The following is a 14,657-nucleotide window of genomic DNA, read 5'->3' as shown; positions in this document are numbered from 1 at the left end:
TAACACTCCAATTAACCAAGTCATTAATAAGGATTACTCAATGACTTCAGAATTTATGACTTGCTCGTATTTTATTGGATATGCTCGCGCTCGCTGACGGTGCCATGTGTCTCAGTAAATGGCTAAAAAAATCCCTTTTAGTCACCAGACGTTGATGATCTGGATTCCAAAAGGGAGCACATGTCATACTGCTATATTTCTTTTATCTCTGTTGTTCACTTAAAAATTTTAATATCTCATCCTTGTATGGGGTTGATTCTTGTGCCCCTTCTTTTGTAACCGCCAACGCTGAAGCCGCTGTTGCAAATCGAAGGGCTTCTTTTGCATCCGAAGGGGTTTCATACATTGTAGAAAAGGCACCTACAAAAGTATCTCCCGCCGCTGTGGTATCAACCGTCTTAACTTTAAAAGCATCTTCTTTAATAAGGGTCAAACCATCTTGGCAGAGCAAGAACGAAGGATCTTCATTTTGGCCACCCTCAACAGTCTGATAAGTCCCATAAATTGAACCGTGTTCACCTAATGTAATAATCACTGCCTTTGGTCCAGATCTTAATAGCATACGGAAAGCTTCTTGTACGTTTTCTTTATTAAAATCGTAGACCAGATCCATCCCCGTTAAAGTTTGAGCCTCAGTCTCATTAAGAATAACAACATCGACTTGTTCAAGGTGTTCTAATCCTATATTTGAAATGGGTGCCGGATTAAAGATCACCTGAATACCTTTCCTATTGGCCATTTCAATTGCTTTCAATGTTGTCGTTAATGGAATTTCATTTTGCAAAATAATGGAATGAACGTCTTCAAAAGCCTTTTCATCAAAAGTCTGGATTAAATCGTGTTCAGAAAAGGTTTGATTGGCTCCAGGCGTAACAATAATCGAATTTTCTCCACGATCATCTACCGTAATGATCGCTAAACTTGTCGGGCCATCTGTCGTTTTAACAAATGACGTGTTGACATGGTTACGTGATAAGTTCTCTAATAGTCGCCTTGAGAACTCGTCATTCCCTACTGCTCCAAGCATGGTTACGTCACTTCCAGCACGAGCCGTCGCAACCGCTTGATTGGCTCCTTTTCCTCCAGGACTATACTCAAGATTCAACCCAAGAATGGTTTCACCTGGAAGCGGATGGGCATGCACTTTATTCACTAAGTCCATGTTGATACTTCCGATTACAACTGTTTTTTTCATTCTATTCATCCTTAAAATCCTTTAAAAGAACTGCCTTTTGTAACGAGTTTAAGAGGAACTGGAACGGTTGAATCGAGTTTCTTGCCATTAAATAAGTCAAGAGCCTTATCGACGCCTAATTGTCCTTCAACACTTGGTTGTTGAGCAATATCCGCATACATCGAACCATTATTTACATTTTTAATGGCTTCGCCTTCTCCATCAATTCCTACAATTTTTACGTTCTTCTTATTGGATTGTTGAATAGCTTTTAATGCCCCTAATGCCATTTCATCGTTTTGAGCAAATACAGCATTAACATCAGGATGTGCTTGCAGAATATTTTCCATAACATTTAGTGCTTTACTGCGATCAAAGTCTGCCGATTGTTTTGAAACAACTTGAATGCCTGATGCTGTTTTAATTTCATTATCAAAGCCCTTTTCCCGATCTCTTTCAGAAGAAGCTCCGATCTCGCCTTGAAGTTCTACCACTTTACCTTTGCCATTTAATGCTTTAATAATTTGATCGGCTGCCATTTTTCCTGCCTTAACACTATCAGAAGCAATAAATGTTGTCACTTTACCGCTTGATACACTTCGATCGAGTGTAATAACTGGAATATTGGCTTGATTAGCCATTTTAACAGCTTGAGCCAACCCTTGGCTGTCAACTGGATTAAGTAAAATGGCACCAACTTTTTGCTGGATCAAATCTTGAACTTGGTTTAATTGTGTCGATTGATCATTATTTGCATTATCGACAATAAGATGAATCCCCTTCTTATCTGCCTCACTCTTAGCTCCATCGCGCATTGAAACGAAAAATGGATTATTCAATGTCGAGACAGCAAGACCGACTGTTTTTTGACTACTGGAGTTCGATTTAGAACTTGAATCGGAACTTGAACTGCTATTTTGAGATGAACTGCTTCCACATGCTGTTACCATAACTGCTGTTAATGCTGCAACTAATATAAGGCTTAATTTCTTTTTCATTATATAAGACCCCTTTAATTTATTTTTAAAAGCGATAATCAAACCACTTTTAAATCCTTTTCATTGATTTGGTTTCTTGCGATCAAGCATAATCGCGATTAAAATAATGGCACCTTTTACAGCATCTTGCCAAAAGGAATTAACATTTAAGAGATTTAAACCATTATCGATGACACCTAGAATAGCAGCACCAATAATCGTACCAACTAAGGTTCCTTCTCCCCCAAACAAACTCGTTCCACCTAAAACAACCGCAGTGATGGCATCGAGTTCATAACCATTTCCTGCTGTCGGTTCTGCTGAGCCTAATCGGGAAGACAAGATCATTCCTGCAACCGCAGCGAGAAAACCACTGATCATATAGACAAGTAAGAGATACTTCTTGACTGGGACACCTGCGAGTTTGGCTACCTCTTCATTTCCCCCAACCGCATAGACTCTTCTACCCGTTACGGATCGATTTAATAGAATCCAAGCTACAATTAAAACAATGACAGTAAGAATTACGGGAATAGGAATCCCAACAAGGCTTCCAGTACCTATAACTGAAAAACCTTTTGGTAGATTATAGATCGGACTTCCATGTGTCAGAATCTCAGTAATGCCTCGATACAAGGTCATGGTTCCCAATGTCACGATAAAGGGTGCTAAACGTCCATAGGCGATAAATAATCCATTAATCAAACCGGCTAAGATCCCTACAATTAAAGCAATGACGATGCCAAGGCCAAAATTAATGCCCGAGGTCATGACCAGTGATCCAACAACAGCCGATACGGCCAATGTGGAACCGACTGATAAATCAATACCCGATGTCAAAATAACAAACGTCATCCCGACAGCAAGAAGCATATTGACCGATGTCTGCAAGGCCACGTTTCTTAAATTGCTTAACGTTAAGAATTGGTGCGATAGAATGGAGATAATGATAAAAAGAATAATTAATCCAATTAATGGGCCAAGCTTGTAGCGTCTGACAAACTCTTTCATTTTAATGCCCCTCCTGTTGCTAATGTCATAAAGTCTTCTTCATTCAGATAATTATCTTTCACTTCACCTTGTGTAGATCCGTGATACATCACATAGACCCGGTCGCACATCCCTAAAAGTTCAGGTAGATCAGAAGAAATCATTAGAATCCCTTTACCTTGAGAGACGAGTTGGTTCATCAGTTGATAGATTTCCTGTTTGGCTCCGACATCCACACCCCGTGTTGGCTCATCTAATATTAGAAGGTCAGGATCACTTGCCAACCATTTTCCAATAACCACTTTTTGCTGGTTTCCTCCACTTAAACTCCCAGCCGTTTGCTCTTCAGAAGATGTCTTCACACGCAAATTACGAATGTATTCTTGAGCAAATTTCTTTTCTTCCTTTTTATTCACCCATCCAAGGACAGATCTTCTATCAAGTGTCGGTAGCGAGAGATTTTCGCGAACGGTAAAAGAAAGAATGAGCCCTTGCCCCTTTCGATCCTCCGTAACGAACGCCATTCCAGCTTGTATCGCTTCACTCGGGTTTTTGAACTTACATTCATTTCCCTTAAAAATGACGGTTCCGCTTTTAATCTTATCGATTCCCGCTATGGCTCTGGCAACTTCAGTTCGGCCCGATCCCATTAATCCGCCCAAACCAATGATCTCACCTGCTTTTATGTTCAGATTCACATCATGAACCTGCTTCGTTGTAAGATGGGTTACTTTTAGAATTTCCTTCCCTATTTTCGCTGGGGCTTTTGGATAGCGGTCTTCCACATCTCGACCCACCATCATCTGAATCAGTTCTCGCTCCTTAACTTCAGTTATCTTCCTTGTGCCAATCAATTCGCCATCTCTTAAGATCTCGACTTTATCAGCAATTTTATAGAGTTCTTCCATTCTGTGAGAAATGTATACGATTCCAACATCATTCTGACGAAGATCCTCAATTAACTCAAAAAGCCGTTCTGTTTCAGTTTCAGTCAAGGCAGCGGTTGGTTCATCCATAACGAGAAACTTAATATTTGACTGAAGCGCTTTCGCAATTTCAATGAGTTGCTGCTCACCAACACTTAATCCCGATACTTTTTCTATCGGCGAGCGTTTGAGTTTTACTCTCTTAAGCGCCTCTGCTGTATCGCTTCTTAATCTTTTATAGTCAATTAACCCAAAGGAATTTCGATAGTTATCTTCACGCCCTATCAAAAAATTCTCTGCAATTGATAAATTCTCAAATAAATTGAGTTCCTGGTGAATGATTTCAATACCATGACTCCGGCTATCAGAAATGTTTTGAACGCTTACAATTTGGTTGTCGATTTCAATTTGTCCCTGATCGGCATGGTATACGCCAGTTAAAATCTTCATTAGGGTTGATTTTCCTGCTCCATTTTCACCTAAGAGAGCAAGGACCTCACCTGTTTCAATCTCAAGATCAACATTTTTCAGGACATTAACCGGCCCAAATGATTTTGATATTCCAGACATCTTAAGAATGCTCATCACTCATAACACCTCCATTTAAAATGGAACTCCCGCTGTTAGAATCACATTCGAATAAGGGGTAAATTCACCTGTTCGAATAATGGCAGTTGCCCTTTGTGTTTCCTCTTTAAACCTCTCATGCGTAATTTTTTCAGGCTCTAATTTTATAAGGCTTGAAATCTTTTCAAGTAACGTTGGATTTGTCTCTAACTCTTCCGCAACCGTACATGCCTCAACGTGCAACTCTTGTGTAACCGCTTTTAGAACAATCAGGAAATCGGGCACTCCGGTCGTGACAGCTAGATCAATTAATTGAACATTAGGCGGTACGGGCAATCCGCAATCGGAGATCACGATTGTATCCCCATGCCCAAGTAGTGCTACAACTTTCGACATTTCTCCATGTAAAATCCCTGATGACTTCATTTTTTTCTTCCTTTCCTGGAGTGTGGTAACGTTACCACATTGCTCGAAAAAAAACTTACTTCTGAGTAGATTTTCGTATGATTAATTGAGGGGAAAACTCTTGCTGAACGTCCCTCTTTTCTTTTCTTTCAAGGGATTCTAATAACAACTCGAGTGCCATACCACCCATTTCATATCCTGATTGAGCAATGGTACTGATGGATGGATAGACATATTGGGACATCGCAATATTATCGTATCCAATTAGCTTAATATCCTCGGGAATATTTACCTTATATCTATTTGCTGCTTGAGTCACACCAACTGCCATCAAGTCATTCCCAGCAAAAATCCCATCAGGAAATTCCTTTTTTGAGAAAAGATCTGACGCTAAACTGAAACCGCTGTTATATCGGAAATCCCCTTGTATAACTGAGCCAGTTACTTCAGGATGTTCTTCTATTGCTTTTAAAAAACCCGTACGTCTAGCGACAGCTGATGGTGAGTCTTTTGGACCAGATAGGTGGACAATGTTTTCACATCCATTTTCAATGAGATGATTTGTCGCCATATAACCACCTTGCTCATTATCACTCCAAATCGCACTCGCTGAATTAAAAGGCTTACGATCAACAAACACTACGGGCAAGTTCCCTAATACAGATGTTAGTTCAGCTTCCAATGACCGAGTCCCTGCTAATACGATTCCTTCTACCCATTTTCCTTGCAATAACTTTATGTAATTCGTTTCTCTCTCAAGCTGCCAGTCCGTATTACAAAGCATGACATTATATTGATTCATTATGGCTTTGTCTTCTACCCCTCTGGCAATATCTGAAAAGAATGGGTTAGACACATCCGGAATGATTAGGCCAATTATAGAGGTTTTCTTGCTTACCAAACCTCTTGCAACTTCATTAGGCTGATAGTTAAGCGCCTTCATTGATTTGACAACGCGTTCATGAACCTCTTTAGCTACATAACCACTACTATTAATGACTCTTGATACCGTAGAGACTGAGACATTCGATAAACGAGCAACATCTTTTATAGTAGCCATTACTAACCCTCCATGTGTCTGAGACAACCATTTACATGCGCTGCAGAAGCGCTTAATCCGATGTGGAAACGTTACCACATCTGGTGAACAAATTTTATTCTACCATTTATTAAACTCATGTCAATATATTTTTTTTATATTTTAATGTACCAGAAATTACATTCTTAGGACTGGACAGGTAAAATGCGCCGAGTGAACATCCATTAATGGAAATACACATAATGACATAAATGGGTTTATTTAGGTATTAAAAATTGTATTGGTTGTAGTTTTGAATAATTGAGGGTTTTTCCAATGTGACAATTAAGGTCTTGTTATGGAGCCTCTGCGGATACAATTCTCCATAACATGCATCAGAAAAGGGTTTTAACGGCTCTCCTGCTAGTCACATCCCCACTCCATGTAAAGCTATGTTCTATCCTAATTTCCAATTCATTAATTACCAAACGCTACATTTTTTGATTGCCAACAACATACGTGACTACATTAATACTCTTCTCCTATACCTGTTTCTATTAACCAATACTCGCTCCCCTAGGCAGAAAATAACGCTAACTAAAGGACTTTCATGGTGCTCGTTCAAAATGAGATTAGAGCTGCCTGAAGAAGGCGAATCAATGTCTACTTAAAAAGAAAAAATGAGACACGAGATCCGTCCCCGTGTTCCACGTCCCCGTGTTCCACTGAAATATGTACCCACTCTCATGCAGAATGGGAGAGCCTCTTGCGGGAATAATAAGCCAGGATCGCGGATTGCCAGCAGAAAGGCTAGCCATTTTCGACTTAAAAAGAAAAAGTGGAACACAAGAACCGTCCCTGCGTTCCAGTGTTCCAAAAAGAGTGAAACGCGAGAACCGTCCCCGCGTTTCATGGTTTAATGATGGTTAGTTTGTTTTGGTATTTTTGTGTGAGTTCATTTGGGAGTTCATCGTCAGTTATTATGGCATCTAATTTATCGAGTGAACAAAAAGTCCCGACGGATACGACATCAAATTTGCTTGAGTCTACTAGCGCATAGGATTCCTGGGCCACTTCTACAAATTTCTTCTTTAGTTCAATCTCCAAGAGGCTAAAGTCTGTAATTCCTTGTTGAACAGATACGCCATAACCAGAAACAAAACATTTTTTTATGTTTAAATGTTCAAAGACACTAATTCCTAATGTTCCTTCTGTATTATTTTGAACGCCTAAAGTTCCGCCAATAAGAATCACTTGAAGTCTTTGGTTCTTGTGCAGCAATTGAGCAGAACTTACACTGTTTGTTACAACTGTTAAGTTTTTCCCTGAATTCACTAGTCGTTTGGCAAGAAGAAAACAGGTTGAACTTGCATCTAAAATGATGGAATCATTGTTATTGATGAAGGATTCTGCTATTTTTGCAATCCTTTCTTTCTGTTCAAGATTAATTTGAAGTCGATGCTCAAACGAAGGTAATCCATCCTGGTCATTTAAGTCTATATCAGAGACACGAGTGACTCGCCCATGCTCCCTTTGGATTTTACCCTCTTTAACAAGAATCCTTAGATCACTGCGAACCGTAGAACCAGATACTCCGAGAATATCTTGTAAGCTCTCAACTGAAATACTATCATGCTCTTGAACAATTTTTATTATATCTTGCAACCTTTGTTCACGATCGTTCATGCATTCTCTACCCTTTCGGATACCGTTATCTGTGCAATATGAGTAAACTGTTCACCATCGAGTGCATGCCTTCCCACAAATAGACCATTTACGAAAGGCACCGCGAGCAACTCTTGAGCATTGTCGGGATTGACACTTCCACCATAGACAATTGGCGGATACTCTCTTAAAATTTCATAGGAAACTTGACGAATTATCTCAAGGGAAGATCGTATCTCACCCGGAGCAGGATCTTCTCCATGTTCTCCAATTGCCCACACCGGTTCATAAGCGAGGATAACCTGGTCTGGTGATGTCAGTTCTATCCCTTGTAAGGCAATCTCGAGTTGTTCTCGCAAAACACGTTCAGTCTCATCGGCTTTTCCTTTTACTGTGTGATCTTCCCCTATGCAGAGGACAGCACGCATGCCTTCTTTTAAAACGGCACTCAATTTTTTATGAATCATTTGATTGGTTTCATTGAACTGCGCTCTTCTTTCTGCATGTCCAACTAACACCATATCCACACCCATTTTGGCTAATAATCGAGGCGAAATTTCGCCGGTATAAGAGCCGGTTGTTTCCCAATGGCAATTTTGCGCGCCGATCAAGACGTCTGTTCCCTTCAGTTCCTCCATCAATTGAGGAATCAGAGGAAACGGCGGCATCACAAAAACGGTTGGCTTACTTTCGGCATGGAGCATATACATTCGAAGATGCTTCGCCCATTCAGTAGTCAAATCAGGGTCCATATTCATCTTCCAATTTGTTCCAATGTAAACATCCGCCATTATTCAGCGTCTCCAATTTTTTGAACCGCGGCTCCCGAATAAAGTCCTTCGAAGAATAAAGTAAAGGATGCCGCACCAGGATCCATAATGGAACGGGATCTTTCACCTAGAAACTTGGCTCTCCCAAAACGGGCTAGCATGTCTTTTGTTGATTCCGCTCCTTGTTTGGCCCCTTCTAACGCCAATCGCAAGGTATTTCTAACGTCAGTCTCTCCATCTTTTACAGCAGACCGAACCGCTTCAACCGCCGGAACTACGGCATCAAGCATTGTCTTATCCCCTAGGTTTGCACCGCTTCTCTTCTTCAATTCTTGCAAGCCAGTTTCGAATAATTCGAGAATGTACTCAGGTGTCATTTCGGATTGCTTCGAACACTTTCTAGAGGCACGAAAGAATACGCCATAAAGAACTCCCGATGCGCCACCCATGGCTTCTAGCATTCGATTCCCAACTATCGCAAAGACTTGATTACCATATTCACATTCTTCTTCTAATCCCTTAATCGCACTGCGCATTCCGCGAGCAACCGTCGTACCATGGTCTCCATCTCCGAGTGACTTATCGAGATCATCTAGATACGTTTCGTGATCTACAACAAGTTGAAGTGCATGAACAACAGCGTCTTTCCATTCTTGTATTAGCATCATTATGTTCCTCCAAGCATTGAGAAATTATTATTATAATGAAAAACCAAAGGATTGGGCGGGTTCAAAGAGTAGAGACTTCAATTCTTCGTCTAAAGCCATTAAAGTGATTGAAAAACCGTGCATATTTAGTGAAGTTTCAAACTCCCCTGCATTGCAGTAGGAAACCTTAATTTGCTTTTCAGCCAGGCTGTTTTTCACTTTCCTAGTAATAACGAGCAACTCTAGTAGGGTTGTTCGGCCTAACCCGTTGATGAGAACAGCCACGTCTTCTAATTGAGTTTCGGTGGCTTCAAAATCAGCCCATAACCTTTGGAGCATTTGATCAACAATTTCATCAGCTGTTGTAAAGTCACCAACGAAAACGCCTTTCTCACCATGAACCCCCATACCAATTTCAACTTTGCCTTCAGGTATTTCGAACATCGGGCGGCCGTCTGACGGTGAATCCGCTGCTCCAGCTGCCACACCGATAGTACGGGTATATTCATTCGCCTTCTCTGCTATTCGTATAATTTCATCCAATTCAAGACCACGATCAGCCGCTGCCGAAACGCATTTTAACACAAAGGTTGCTCCAGCTGTCCCTCGGCGCTGCTGTCGATCTTCGACAGCAGCCGATGCAATTTCGTCATGAACTCTTACTGCAGCAGACTTAATGCCTTCATCCTCTAGATCTTCTTGAGCCATGTCAAAGTTAAGAACGTCACCAGAATAGTTGCCGTATAAAACAATGACATCCTCACCGTTCTTTGCGACTGCTTTAGCCGTTTTGACAATGGCCATCGGGCTAGGAGCAGCAAATACATATCCCATTACCGCCGCATCAGCCATCCCAGGTCCAACCATACCTGCGAATAAAGGTTCATGACCGCTTCCTCCACCGATAATGATTTTCACTTTTCTTCCTTCATTCTTACAACTAACCGAAAGAGCACCATCTATACGACTTAGATGTTGATTAGGAGTCAGAGCCATTAACCCCTCTAACGCCTCATTAACTATTTCATCATTATGATTAAGAAAATACTTCAAGTAGGGTTCCTCCTTCATTAACCTTACGATGGTTAAATTATATAGTCGTTAAAGACCTTTCAAATGAAAGTAATCTAGTTTAAAAACACCCTTAAGTAACCGCATTCATAAATGAGCAATTTCTATATTGGCTATTATATGATGATCAAATGATCATTGTCAACGGAAAAATGATAATTATTTGACGAATATAACTTTTAAAAATATATTGAAATGAAAAACAAGTGAGTATATAATGTGATCAAATGGTATTTCAATGACAAAATATTTCGCCATTTAATAATGTAAACGCTAACTCTTTACCTGGCACTCTGGCATTCATTTAATTATTATTTTAATTTTTGAAAGGAGCGATTAGGCAATGACCATTAAATTTGGGTGTCATACCTCAACATGGGTACTAGATTATGACAAAGAAGTTGACAACCTGGATCATATTATTGATGTTGTGAGTGATTCGGGATTTCAAGGTGTTGATGTGCAATATGCCTTATTAGGAAAATACAAAAATGATCCTAAGAAGCTAAAAGAAAAACTTGATCGTAAAGGAATTGAACTGGCGGCATTGACAGTGCCATTCACTTGGTTAAACGATAAGGAATCAGATGAAGAAAGAGCACGAGCTGATTTCTATATTGATTATGTCAAACACTTTCCAAATGCAAAGCTAAATGTTCCATCAAGAGTGGGACCTAATAGAGATCATCTATTAAAAAGACAAAGAGACATTATCCGTTGTGCGAATGCTCTAGGAAAACGCGCTTATGAAAATGGAGTTGTCGCCTCCTTCCATCCGGCTTCCCCTGCTACTTCTTATTTTAGAACGGAATCCGATTACCAAGTTCTCTTTGAAGAATTAGATACAAAGTACATCGGCTATACCCCAGACGCCGGCCACATTAAAGCAGGCGGCATGAATCCGGTTGATATTGTAAGAGAAAACCTTCCTATTATAAAACACGTTCATTTCAAGGATTGCTCCAATAACTTAACATGGGCAAAGATGGGTGAAGGAGATATTGATTTTCCTGCTATTGTAACATCACTCGTTGATTACGGTTATGATAGCTGGATTATGGTTGAAGAAGAAACACCGGAAACAGCTGTCGATCCCGATCACGTTATTTACAATGTCCACGACTATGTAGTAAAACATTTAAAACCAATCACAGTCAGTAAAGTGAACAGTTAAGAGAAGACGCTTTTACATCAAGTGGCTGTTCGAAAATTTTGATCTTTAATTAGTAAGACGCACGATTAAAAACAAACATTAATTTAAGGTGGGAATAACATGTCTAGTCAAGAAAAACTCTCTATTGTAGGATCCGGAATCATGGGGCACTCTATTGCATTGACTGCAGCCTGGGCCGGGCACGCTGTAAAAGTTTGGGGAACCAACGTGGAAGATATTGAGCGTGCCAAAACTGGGCTTGAGAGCAAATTAGATACTCTAGTTGGTTACGAAGTCTTTGGCGAAGATAAGAAGAGACAAATCCTTAAATCCATTACATTCACCGATTCACTTAGTGACTGTGTCCAAGACGCGACATTCGTCATTGAAGCCATCCCTGAAATTCTTGAACTTAAACAAGACTACTTCAAGCAATTAGATGACATGCTGCCTGAAAGCACGATTATTGGCAGCAATACATCCGGACTTAGTGCCACCGAAATTGCTAAATTAACCAAAAATCCTTCCCGTTGTGTCGTGACACACTTCTGGCTTCCCGCTCATCTAATGCCACTGGTTGAGGTTGTACGCGGGGAACATACATCCGATGAAACGGCTGAACGAGCAATGGCCTTCCTAAAATCATTAAATAAAAAACCAATTCTCGTAAAAAAGGACGTATTAGGCTCAGTTGGAAATCGTCTGCAATACGCCATTTTTAGAGAAGCTCAATACATCCTTCAACAAGATATTGCCTCTATGGAAGATATTGATGCCGCGATCAAATATAGTCTTGGACGACGTTTTGGTGTAACGGGACCATTTATGACAATGGATATGGGCGGCCTTAATACAAATGCTTCCATTACTTCCTACCTTTTCGAAGACCTATGTGATCGCAAAGACATTTTCCCACAAATGAAAGAGTTAGTGGATAACGGTCATATTGGTCCGAAGACAGGAAAAGGGTTTTATGAATGGAGCCCTGAATTCACAGCCCAAATGGAACGTGAACGTGAGGAAGAACTCGTTCATTGGCTCAAGAAAGACCTTGAGACTGTAAGATAAGTTCTCTAATAACACTTTTAACCTGACTTATTACGAGATGAATGGCGTTCGTTAATTTTAATAAGATAGACTTTAACCGTTTTTAATCTAATCGGCTCCCTTGCGTTTTCTTATGTATTGAATTTTGTTAAAAGATGTAAGGGAGCTGATGGTTTAATTCTTAAATTGACTGCAGGCAGAAGACTTGGCGCTCTAAAGCTGTTAGCTCTTTTTTTCAGCTTTAGTAAGCGCTTAAAAACAACACAATAATGAAACCGTTCACATTGGAACATCTATATTTGGAGGTAACCTAATATGACCTTAAAAAAGGAATCGACTCCTGTTGGGAAAAAACAAGTTAAAACGAGATCTAAAGCCCGGTACATTATTTTATTTGTCTTATTTTTAAGTACTGCATTAAACTACTTGGATCGAACGAATATCTCAATTGCAGCACCACAGCTTTCAAGTGCCCTGCACTTAAATGCCGTTTCTGAAGGTCTCATCATGTCCGCCTTTGGTTGGACCTATGCTATCATGCAAATTCCAGGCGGATTTATTCTTGATAGATTAGGACCACGCTTAACCTATGGATTGGCCTTAATTATCTGGTCACTCTTTACGTTTTTCCAAGCCTTTGCAAAAGGATTTGGTTTACTATTCGGCTTAAGACTCGGTCTTGGTTTCTCTGAGGCACCTGCCTTCCCTACAAATAACCGCTTAGTTGCCACTTGGTTCCCTAGGCAAGAACGAGCATTAGCTACTGGTATTTATACGGCTGGCGAATACGTTGGATTAGCTTTCTTAACACCTATTCTAGCTTGGATTGTTTCTTCTTTTGGCTGGCAAGCGATTTTTATTACCACTGGTGCAATCGGTCTGATCTTTGTCCCCGTATGGTTTAAGCTCGTACGTGAACCAAAAAGTCACCCTAAAGTAAATGAAGAAGAACTTCAGTACATTCGCGAAGGCGGCGGTCTGGGTGAAGATACTGGCGAGAAGGAAAAATTAAGTTGGGCAAAAGTGAGTGTTCTTCTTAAAAAACGGACACTTTGGGGGATTTATATCGGCCAATTCGGAATTACGACAACTCTTTGGTTCTTTTTAACTTGGTTCCCTACGTATCTTGTAACAGATAAGCATATGTCCATTATTCATGCCGGCTTTTACTCAATGGTCCCTTATATTGCGGCATTTGCAGGCGTCTTATTTGGAGGAGCCTTCTCTGACTTTCTGATCCGTCGCGGCTTTTCAAATAGCGCTGGACGAAAAACACCCATTATTATTGGCTTACTCTTAGCTTGTTCAATTGTTCTTGCGAATTACACAACAAACATCGGTCTTGTTATAACGATCATGTCCGTTGCCTTCTTTGCTCAAGGGATGTCTGGTATCTCCTGGACACTAATTGGAGATGTTGCACCAAAGGAACTTTTAGGTATGGCTGGCGGTATCTTTAACTTTGCAGGCAACCTTTCCGGTATCGTCACACCTATCGTCATAGGTGCTATTGTAGGCCAAAGCCAAAACTTTGGTGGTGCCCTTGTCTTCGTCAGTGCAATTGCTCTTATAGGCGCTCTTTCTTACTTGTTCCTAGTTGGCAAGGTCGAAAGAATTAAAGTTAACTAATCTCCATTTCGTTTCAAAAAAGATCAGAGGGGATTTAGAGGCCTCTCTGATCTTTTATTTCGTTGGACGCTATTAGTAAGTATAAAAAACACCATCAAACGTAGATAACGGTTTCGCTTGTGAGGTGCAAAACTCTAATTATCACCTTCAATCACACTACTATTCACAATAAAATCACAGAAAGAAAAGACTAGTAAACGTCAAAACAACCGAATCCTTTGAGATTCGGTTTGATTATTTTCATAAAAGGCAATCTATTACCTATTTCATTAAATGGCTAAAGTGAACTTTCTAAATAAGCGGAGAAATTCCGCTTATTTAGAAATCAGCACCAAAAATAGCTAAAATAGACGGAGAAATTCCGACTATTGACTCAAAAAACATGAAAATGGGTCATTTCTTTTTGTTTAAGCGGAAAAACTCCGCTTATTTATGACGAACTGAACGCTACTTTGGTTGATAACGGAAAAATCTCCGCTTATTTCAACGATCACAGGTTACTCTAAAATTTCTTGTTAACCATTACACCCCGGTTTTTACCTTAAGAACCATTTTTTTTACAAAGCCTTCGATAATCCAACATTTATTTTAACAGATATATCCAAATTCCTTAGTAAT

13 protein-coding genes are annotated in these 14,657 nt (G+C 40.1%); 3 read left to right on the top strand and 10 right to left on the bottom strand.

The annotated features are described in order from the left end of the window. Positions 1-202: 202 nt before the first annotated feature. The 10 genes from PU629_RS02885 to PU629_RS02840 all read right to left on the bottom strand — a co-directional run bounded on the left by PU629_RS02885 (position 203) and on the right by PU629_RS02840 (position 10,192). Positions 203-1,195 carry a ribokinase gene (locus PU629_RS02885; RefSeq protein ID WP_275282768.1) on the bottom strand — a complete coding sequence of 331 codons (993 nt, stop codon included), beginning with the start codon at positions 1,193-1,195 and terminating at the stop codon, positions 203-205. Positions 1,196-1,206: 11 nt separating this feature from the next. Then, complete coding sequence (locus tag PU629_RS02880) at positions 1,207-2,172, bottom strand: D-ribose ABC transporter substrate-binding protein (protein ID WP_275282767.1); 966 nt, start codon at positions 2,170-2,172, stop codon at positions 1,207-1,209. Between the two features lie 60 nt (positions 2,173-2,232). Further along, positions 2,233-3,162, bottom strand: a complete 930-nt coding sequence (locus tag PU629_RS02875) for an ABC transporter permease (RefSeq protein ID WP_275282766.1) — start codon at positions 3,160-3,162, stop codon at positions 2,233-2,235. After that, positions 3,159-4,652: a sugar ABC transporter ATP-binding protein gene (locus tag PU629_RS02870; protein WP_275284342.1), complete on the bottom strand. Its 1,494-nt coding sequence runs from the start codon at positions 4,650-4,652 to the stop codon at positions 3,159-3,161. The genes PU629_RS02875 and PU629_RS02870 overlap by 4 nt, the downstream gene beginning before the upstream one ends. A gap of 18 nt (positions 4,653-4,670) precedes the next feature. Further along, complete coding sequence (gene rbsD, locus PU629_RS02865; protein WP_275282765.1) at positions 4,671-5,060, bottom strand: D-ribose pyranase; 390 nt, start codon at positions 5,058-5,060, stop codon at positions 4,671-4,673. A 55-nt stretch (positions 5,061-5,115) separates the two neighbouring features. After that, positions 5,116-6,099 carry a LacI family DNA-binding transcriptional regulator gene (locus PU629_RS02860; RefSeq protein ID WP_275282764.1) on the bottom strand — a complete coding sequence of 328 codons (984 nt, stop codon included), beginning with the start codon at positions 6,097-6,099 and terminating at the stop codon, positions 5,116-5,118. An 867-nt stretch (positions 6,100-6,966) separates the two neighbouring features. Then, positions 6,967-7,743, bottom strand: coding sequence for a DeoR/GlpR family DNA-binding transcription regulator (locus PU629_RS02855; RefSeq protein ID WP_275282763.1), 777 nt, complete (start codon positions 7,741-7,743; stop codon positions 6,967-6,969). Continuing rightward, positions 7,740-8,513, bottom strand: coding sequence for a triose-phosphate isomerase family protein (locus PU629_RS02850; protein WP_275282762.1), 774 nt, complete (start codon positions 8,511-8,513; stop codon positions 7,740-7,742). The genes PU629_RS02855 and PU629_RS02850 overlap by 4 nt, the downstream gene beginning before the upstream one ends. Then, the gene (dhaL, locus tag PU629_RS02845) at positions 8,513-9,160 is read right to left on the bottom strand and encodes a dihydroxyacetone kinase subunit DhaL (RefSeq protein WP_275282761.1); all 648 of its coding nucleotides are present in this window, start codon (positions 9,158-9,160) and stop codon (positions 8,513-8,515) included. The genes PU629_RS02850 and dhaL overlap by 1 nt, the downstream gene beginning before the upstream one ends. 30 nt (positions 9,161-9,190) lie before the next feature. Continuing rightward, positions 9,191-10,192, bottom strand: a complete 1,002-nt coding sequence (locus PU629_RS02840) for a dihydroxyacetone kinase subunit DhaK (RefSeq protein WP_275282760.1) — start codon at positions 10,190-10,192, stop codon at positions 9,191-9,193. A 361-nt stretch (positions 10,193-10,553) separates the two neighbouring features. Between PU629_RS02840 and PU629_RS02835 the strand changes: the two genes are divergently transcribed. From PU629_RS02835 to PU629_RS02825, 3 genes are all read left to right on the top strand, one after another. Further along, positions 10,554-11,384: a sugar phosphate isomerase/epimerase family protein gene (locus PU629_RS02835; protein WP_275282759.1), complete on the top strand. Its 831-nt coding sequence runs from the start codon at positions 10,554-10,556 to the stop codon at positions 11,382-11,384. Positions 11,385-11,483: 99 nt separating this feature from the next. After that, positions 11,484-12,431: a 3-hydroxyacyl-CoA dehydrogenase family protein gene (locus PU629_RS02830; RefSeq protein ID WP_275282758.1), complete on the top strand. Its 948-nt coding sequence runs from the start codon at positions 11,484-11,486 to the stop codon at positions 12,429-12,431. 294 nt (positions 12,432-12,725) lie between these two features. Further along, positions 12,726-14,039, top strand: a complete 1,314-nt coding sequence (locus PU629_RS02825) for an MFS transporter (RefSeq protein ID WP_275282757.1) — start codon at positions 12,726-12,728, stop codon at positions 14,037-14,039. The last annotated feature ends 618 nt before the right edge of the window (positions 14,040-14,657 follow it).

The organism is Pullulanibacillus sp. KACC 23026 (genome assembly GCF_029094525.1).
GTDB lineage: Bacteria > Bacillota > Bacilli > Bacillales > Sporolactobacillaceae > KACC-23026.
This window is presented reverse-complemented; position numbering and strand designations above follow the sequence as displayed.